The following is a 6,118-nucleotide window of genomic DNA, read 5'->3' as shown; positions in this document are numbered from 1 at the left end:
GCGAGTCCAGTGCCTGGGTCATGTTCCTGTGGTTCCGGGCGGCGGCGCCCGGAACCACAGGAACATGACCCAGGCACTGGACTCGCTGCTCGACCTGCTCGACCTCGAGCGCATCGAGCAGGACATCTTCCGGGGCGTCAGCCGCCCCTCGCTCGTTCCCCGCGTGTTCGGCGGGCAGGTGGCCGCGCAGGCGCTGGTGGCCGCCGGCCGTACCGTGCCGGAGGACCGGCCGGCGCACTCCCTGCACGCGTACTTCCTGCGCGCGGGCGACCCCGGCGCGCCGATCGTCTACACGGTCGACCGCATCCGGGACGGCCGCTCCTTCACCACCCGCCGGGTGGTGGCCGTGCAGCACGGTCAGCCGATCTTCCACCTCTCCGCGTCGTTCCAGACGTACGAGGAGGGCCTGGAGCACCAGGAGCCGATGCCGCCGGCCCCCGACCCGCGTACGCTCCCGGACGCCGAGGAGATGCTGCCCAAGTACGCCCGTCTCTTCGGTGATCCCGAGGTGCCGCGCAGGATGAGCGAGGCGCGGGCGGCGGTCGACCTGCGGTACGTGAACGAGCCGCCGTACGCGGCGGCGGTCAGCGGTCCGAGCGAGCCGCGCTCCCAGGTGTGGTTCCGGACGAACGGTCGGCTCGACGGCGAGCGGGACCAGCCGATGCTGCACATCTGCCTGGCGACGTACGTGTCGGACATGACGCTGCTGGACTCGGTGCTGCTGGCGCACGGCCGCGGCGGCTGGGCGGTGGGCGACGTGGTGGGCGCCAGCCTCGACCACGCGATGTGGTTCCACCGGCCGTTCCGGGCGGACGAGTGGCTGCTGTACGACCAGGAGTCGCCGACCGCGCAGGGCGGCCGGGGCCTGGGCAAGGGCCGGATCTTCACGGAGGACGGCCGGCTGGCGGTCTCGGTGATCCAGGAGGGCGTGGTGAGGGTTCCGCGCGGCCGAACCACCGGGTAGGTCATATCGTCATGAATGTGTCCACTTCTGGAAGGAGGGCACAACCATGACCACCCATCTTGAACCACAGCAGCAGAGCTCCGGCCTGGACGAGCGCCGCATGGAGGAGTTCGCCGGGAAGCTGATCGACACCTTCTCCGGCGGAGTGCTGACGCTGATGGTCGACATCGGTTACCGGACCGGCCTCTTCGAGACGCTGGCCCAGGGGCCGGGGACCAGCGGGGAGCTCGCGGACCGGGCCGGACTGCAGGAACGCTACGTCCGTGAGTGCCTGGGGTCGCTGGTGACCGGCGGAATCGTCGAGTACGACCCGGACGACGGCCGGTACACGCTGCCGGCCGAGCACGCGGCCTGTCTGACCGGTGGCGGCTCGCAGAACATGGCCTCCCTGAGCGAGATCGTCACGCTGCTCGCCCCGCACATGAACGACACCACACGGGTGTTCCGCGAGGGGGGCGGCATCCCCTACGAGGAGTTCCGTCCGGACTTCACCAGCGTCATGGACGCCATGAGCCGCGGGCTCTACGACGGCCAGTTGATCGACGGCATCCTGCCCCTGGTGGACGGCCTCACCGACCGACTGGCCACGGGCTGCCGGGTGGCGGACGTGGGGTGCGGCACCGGGCACGCGGTCAACGTGATGGCGGCCGCGTATCCGGCGTCGACGTTCGTCGGCTACGACATCAGCGAGGAGGCCGTCGAGTCGGGGCGTTCCGAGGCCGCCGCGTCGGGGCTCGCGCACGCGCGGTTCGAGGTCCTGGACGTCGTGCGGCTGCCGGCCGAGCCCGGCTTCGACGTGGTGTTCGCGTTCGACTCCATCCACGACCAGGTGGATCCGGCGGGCGTGCTGGCCGCGGTGAGCGCGGCGCTCCGGCCGGACGGGCTGTTCGTGATGATGGACACCAAGTCCTCCAGCAGGCTGGAGAAGAACATCGGCAACCCGCTCGCCCCGATGATCTACGGCGTGAGCGTCATGCACTGCATGACCGTGTCGCTGGCCCACGGCGGCGCAGGTCTCGGCACGGCCTGGGGTGAGGAGCTGGCCCGGAGCATGCTGGCCGACGCCGGCTTCACCGACGTGACGACGCACGACGTCCCGGACGACCCGATGGACATGGTCTACGTCTGCCGCCGCTGACGACAGCGACGAGTGCCCGGACGGCGGCGATGCGTGACGATTGAACCTACTCGCCCGTAGGGGGTGGGTTGTGCGCTTGTGAGGGGCATATAGGTGGGACACGCGCTGCCGGAGGCGGAGGTGACGGTCTGCTTCCGGCGGCTCTGCGCCGGCGTAATGGGCGACGCCGGCAAAGGGGAGGCGGCCCCGGAACGCGTTGGTGGCACGCGTTCCGGGGTCGCCCGCCCGCCGTCCCACGGCCGGCTCACCCCGACTTCACGCCGGACTCACTCCACGGTGACGGACTTCGCCAGGTTGCGCGGCTTGTCGATGTCGCGGCCGAGCGCCAGCGCCGTGTGGTAGGCGAGCAGTTGGAGCGGGATGCCCATCAGGATCGGGTCCAGCTCGACCTCGTTGCGCGGCACGACGATCGTGTGGTCCGCCTGCTCCTGCTCGCCGTGGGCGACGGCCAGGATGCGGCCGCTGCGCGCCTTGATCTCCTCCAGCGTGGCGCGGTTCTTGTCGAGCAGTTCGTCGTCGGGGAGGACCGCCACGGTCGGCACGGCCGGCTCGATCAGTGCGAGCGGCCCGTGCTTGAGCTCGGAGGCCGGGTAGGCCTCGGCGTGGATGTAGGAGATCTCCTTGAGCTTCAGGGAGGCCTCCAGCGCGACGGGATAGCCGCGCACCCGTCCGACGAACATCATCGACTTCGCCTCGGCGTACTCGGCGGCGATCTTGCGGATCTCCGGTTCGAGCTTCATGATCTCGCCGATCTGCTCCGGCAGACGGCGCAGTCCGTTGATGATCCGCTTGCCGTCGGCGACGGAGAGGTCCCGGATGCGGCCCAGGTGCAGGGCGAGCAGCGCGAAGGCGACGGCGGTGTTGGTGAAGCACTTGGTGGAGACGACGCAGATCTCCGGCCCGGCGTGCACGTAGACGCCGCCGTCGGTCTCCCGCGCGATGGCGCTGCCGACGACGTTGACGACGCCGAGCACCCGGGCGCCCTTGCGCTTGAGTTCCTGGACGGCGGCGAGCGTGTCGTAGGTCTCGCCGGACTGGCTGACCGCGATGTAGAGCGTGTCGGGGTCCACGACGGCGTTGCGGTAGCGGAACTCGCTGGCCGGCTCGGCGTCGGCGGGGATGCGCGCCAGCTCCTCGACGAGCTGGGCGCCGATCAGCCCGGCATGGTAGGCGGAGCCGCAGCCGAGGATCTTCACCCGGCGCACCGAGCGGGCCTCGCGGGCGTCGAGGTTGAGGCCGCCGAGGTGCACGGTGGCGAAGCGGTCGTCGATACGGCCGCGCAGCACGCGGTCGACGGCGTCGGCCTGCTCGGTGATCTCCTTGTGCATGTACGTGTCGTGGCCGGCCATGTCGTAGGACTCGGCCTCCCACTCCACGGTGGTCGGCGAGGCCGTGGTGCGGCTGCCCTCGGTGGTGTAGGTGCGGTAGTCGTCGGCCTTGAGGGTGGCCATCTCACCGTCGTCCAGGGTGATGACCTGGCGGGTGTGCGAGACGAGCGCGGCGACGTCGGAGGCGACGAACATCTCGTGCTCGCCGATGCCCAGGACGACGGGCGAGCCGTTGCGGGCGACGACGATGCGGTCGGTGAAGTCGGCGTGCAGCACGGCGATGCCGTAGGTGCCCTCGACCAAACGCAGGGCCTCGCGGACCCGCTCCTCCAGGCTGTCGGCGGTGGAGCGGCCGATCAGGTGGGCGAGGACCTCGGTGTCGGTCTCGGAGGTGAAGACGACGCCCTCGGCGGTGAGGCGGGCACGCAGCTCGGAGGCGTTGTCGATGATGCCGTTGTGCACGACGGCGACACGGCCGTCGACGTCCTGGTGCGGGTGGGCGTTGTCGTCGCTGGGGGCGCCGTGGGTGGCCCAGCGGGTGTGGGCGATGCCGGTGGTGCCGTTGAAGCGCGCGGGGACGCGCGCCTCCAGCTCCCGTACGCGGCCCTTGGCCTTCGCCGTGCGCAGTCCGCCGGCGCGGCCGGGGCCGGTCGCGTGGATGGCGATACCGGCGGAGTCGTAGCCCCGGTACTCCAGCCGCTGCAGTCCTTCCAGCAGCAGCGGGGCGACGTCCCGCTTGCCGATGTAACCGACGATTCCGCACATACCGCTCTCTCTTTCCCTCGTGCTGCCGCGCCGCCGGCATCTCGCCGGGTGGGGCGCTCCGGTGCTCAGCCGTAGACGATGCGCCGCAGTTGGCGCAGCGACAGCGCCGGCGGGGCCACCGCGCGGTGCGGCAGCTCCTCGCTGATCCGGTCGAAGATCGCCGGATTGGTCAGGCCGCGCGCCTGGAGTTCCCGGTGCCTTCTGCGCACGAACTCCGCGGCGGTCTCGTCGAAGTACGCCAGCACGTCGAGCACCACACGGGCCGCCTCGCCGCGCTGGAGCGCGGTGGTGCGGACGAGGTGGTCGACGAGGTCGTCGTGGGACGGCGTACGGCGATCGAGCACCCGTTGATACTGAGGGTCGGGCGAGCGTTTCGCAAATACCCTGCCCGGATTCGGGCAGGAGCCCGGATGATCCCCGCCGTCGGTGATCATCCGGGCGGCCTCGACGCGCCCCGAGCGCGTCCGGCTCAGTCCACCGGCGGCAGTCGGCGGGTGCGGATCAGCTCGGCGTACCAGCGAGCGGAGGTCTTCGGCGTGCGGCGCTGCGTCCCGTAGTCGACGTGGACGGCACCGAACCGCTTGTCGTAGCCGTAGGACCACTCGAAGTTGTCCAGCAGGGACCACAGGAAGTAGCCGCGGACGTCCACCCCCTCGTCCCGCACGCGGGCCACCTCGGCGAGGTGGTCGCGCAGGTAGGCGACGCGTTCGGGGTCGTGCACGCTGCCGTCGGCGGCCGGGTGGTCGTCGCGGGCCATGCCGTTCTCGGTGACGTACAGCGGCACGCCGGCGGCCTCCTTCGCCAGCCGGCGCAGCACGTCCCGCAGCCCGGTGGCGTCCACACTCCAGCCCATCGCGGTGAGCGGCCCCGGCGGCTGGTGGAAGGCGACCTTCTCGGCTCCCGGCCACGGTGTCTGTTCGCCCTGGCCGTGGCCGTCCCGACGCTCGGCCGCCGCCCCCTCGGGCACGGCGGACACCAGCGTGGGGGTGTAGTAGTTGACGCCGAGCGCGTCCAGCGGCTGGTGGACGGCGGCCAGGTCGCCGTCCTTCACGAAGCTCCAGTCGGTGAGGTGCTCGGTGTCGGCGATCAGGTCCTCGGGGTAGGCGCCGTGCAGCAGCGGGCCCTCGAAGACCCCGTTGGACAGCGCCTCGACCCGCCGCCTGGCGTCGAGGTCGGCCGGCGAGTCGGAAAGGGCGCGCACGGCGGCCGGGTTGAGGCTGATGCCGACCTTGGCGCGGCCCGGCAGGTTCGCGCGCAGCGCCTGGGTGGCGAGCCCGTGTGCCAGGTTCAGGTGGTGGGCGGCGCGGAGGGCGGCGACGTGGTCGGTCCGGCCGGGGGCGTGGACGCCGGAGCCGTAGCCGAGGAAGGCGCTGCACCACGGTTCGTTGAGGGTCGTCCAGTGCTCGACCCGGTCGCCGAGCGCCTCGGCGACCAGCACGGCGTACTCGGCGAAGCGCTCGGCGGTGGCGCGCTCGGGCCAGCCCGCGCCGCCGGTGGCCGGGTCGCCCTCCAGCTCCTGCGGGAGGTCCCAGTGGTAGAGGGTGAGCCACGGGGTGATGCCGCGCTCCAGCAGCGCGTCGACGAGCGCCCGGTAGAAGTCCAGGCCGCGCTGGACAGCCGGCCCGCGCCCGGTGGGCTGCACCCGCGGCCAGGAGACGGAGAACCGGTACGCCTGGAGTCCGAGGTCGGCCATCAGCGCGACGTCCTCGGGCCACCGGTGGTAGTGGTCGACGGCGACGTCCCCGGTGTCCCCGTTGTTGATCCTGCCGGGGGTGCGGCAGAAGGTGTCCCAGATGGACGGGGTGCGGCCGTCCTCGTCGACCGCGCCCTCGATCTGGTAGGCCGAGGTGGCCGATCCCAGGAGGAAGTCGGCGGGGAGATCGGGCTGGGGGGTCTGTGACATGGCGGAGTGCTCCCTGGGGT

5 protein-coding genes are annotated in these 6,118 nt (G+C 71.6%); 2 read left to right on the top strand and 3 right to left on the bottom strand.

Features of this window, described 5'->3' with window-relative positions; translation table 11 throughout:
- Positions 1 to 64 precede the first annotated feature (64 nt).
- Together GL263_RS19400 and GL263_RS19395 are read left to right on the top strand one after the other, a co-directional pair.
- Positions 65 to 964 carry an acyl-CoA thioesterase gene (locus GL263_RS19400; protein WP_182857009.1) on the top strand — a complete coding sequence of 300 codons (900 nt, stop codon included), beginning with the start codon at positions 65 to 67 and terminating at the stop codon, positions 962 to 964.
- A gap of 46 nt (positions 965 to 1,010) precedes the next feature.
- Positions 1,011 to 2,102, top strand: a complete 1,092-nt coding sequence (locus GL263_RS19395; protein WP_182857008.1) for a class I SAM-dependent methyltransferase — start codon at positions 1,011 to 1,013, stop codon at positions 2,100 to 2,102.
- A 266-nt stretch (positions 2,103 to 2,368) separates the two neighbouring features.
- Here GL263_RS19395 and glmS read toward each other — a convergent pair whose 3' ends face one another.
- From glmS to GL263_RS19380, 3 genes are all read right to left on the bottom strand, one after another.
- A complete protein-coding gene (glmS, locus tag GL263_RS19390; RefSeq protein ID WP_182857007.1) occupies positions 2,369 to 4,195 on the bottom strand; it encodes a glutamine--fructose-6-phosphate transaminase (isomerizing) in 1,827 nt (608 codons plus the stop codon).
- Positions 4,196 to 4,260: 65 nt separating this feature from the next.
- The gene (locus GL263_RS19385; RefSeq protein ID WP_182857006.1) at positions 4,261 to 4,539 is read right to left on the bottom strand and encodes a hypothetical protein; all 279 of its coding nucleotides are present in this window, start codon (positions 4,537 to 4,539) and stop codon (positions 4,261 to 4,263) included.
- A gap of 125 nt (positions 4,540 to 4,664) precedes the next feature.
- Complete coding sequence (locus GL263_RS19380) at positions 4,665 to 6,098, bottom strand: GH1 family beta-glucosidase (RefSeq protein WP_182857005.1); 1,434 nt, start codon at positions 6,096 to 6,098, stop codon at positions 4,665 to 4,667.
- Positions 6,099 to 6,118: the final 20 nt, after the last annotated feature.

The organism is Streptomyces durbertensis (assembly GCF_014156695.1).
GTDB classification, from domain to species: Bacteria; Actinomycetota; Actinomycetes; order Streptomycetales; family Streptomycetaceae; genus Streptomyces; species Streptomyces durbertensis.
The sequence above is the reverse complement of the archived record's forward strand: the minus strand, read 5'-3'. Positions and strand labels throughout refer to the sequence as shown.

Bases quoted from the DNA above. Each gene is read 5' to 3' on its own strand.
- GL263_RS19400 (WP_182857009.1), top strand. From the start codon at position 65: ATGACCCAGGCACTGGACTCGCTGCTCGACCTGCTCGACCTCGAGCGC.
- GL263_RS19395 (WP_182857008.1), top strand. From the start codon at position 1,011: ATGACCACCCATCTTGAACCACAGCAGCAGAGCTCCGGCCTGGACGAG.
- glmS (WP_182857007.1), bottom strand. From the start codon at position 4,195: ATGTGCGGAATCGTCGGTTACATCGGCAAGCGGGACGTCGCCCCGCTG.
- GL263_RS19380 (WP_182857005.1), bottom strand. From the start codon at position 6,098: ATGTCACAGACCCCCCAGCCCGATCTCCCCGCCGACTTCCTCCTGGGA.